Genomic DNA, 304 nt, shown 5'->3' with positions numbered 1-304 from the left:
TGCACGGCGGCGACCTACTCTCCCACACCCTGACGAGTGCAGTACCATCGGCGCAGTGAGGCTTAGCTTCCGGGTTCGGAAAGGGACCGGGCGTTTCCCCCACGCTATAACCACCGTAACTCTATGAAACCCACGACACCCCACACCCTCCCACACAGGAAGAAAATGAAGCATGTGCTGTCTCAGACACCGCACAGTGGACGCGTAACACCTTCATGATAAGTCCTCGGCCTATTAGTACCAGTCACCTCCACACATTACTGCGCTTCCAGTTCCGGCCTATCAACCCGGTGGTCTGCCGGGG

The 304-nt window shown here is 57.9% G+C and carries 2 rRNA genes; both read right to left on the bottom strand.

Features of this window, described 5'->3' with window-relative positions:
• Nucleotide 1: 1 nt before the first annotated feature.
• Nucleotides 2-118, bottom strand: a 5S ribosomal RNA gene (gene rrf / locus MWU77_RS24495).
• 96 nt (nt 119-214) lie between these two features.
• A 23S ribosomal RNA gene (locus tag MWU77_RS24490) occupies nt 215-304 on the bottom strand; the annotation flags it as partial.

Source organism: Rhodococcus sp. F64268 (assembly GCF_023015605.1).
GTDB lineage: Bacteria > Actinomycetota > Actinomycetes > Mycobacteriales > Mycobacteriaceae > Rhodococcus.
Note: the sequence above shows the minus strand (reverse complement) of the source record. Positions and strands in the feature narration are given on the sequence as shown.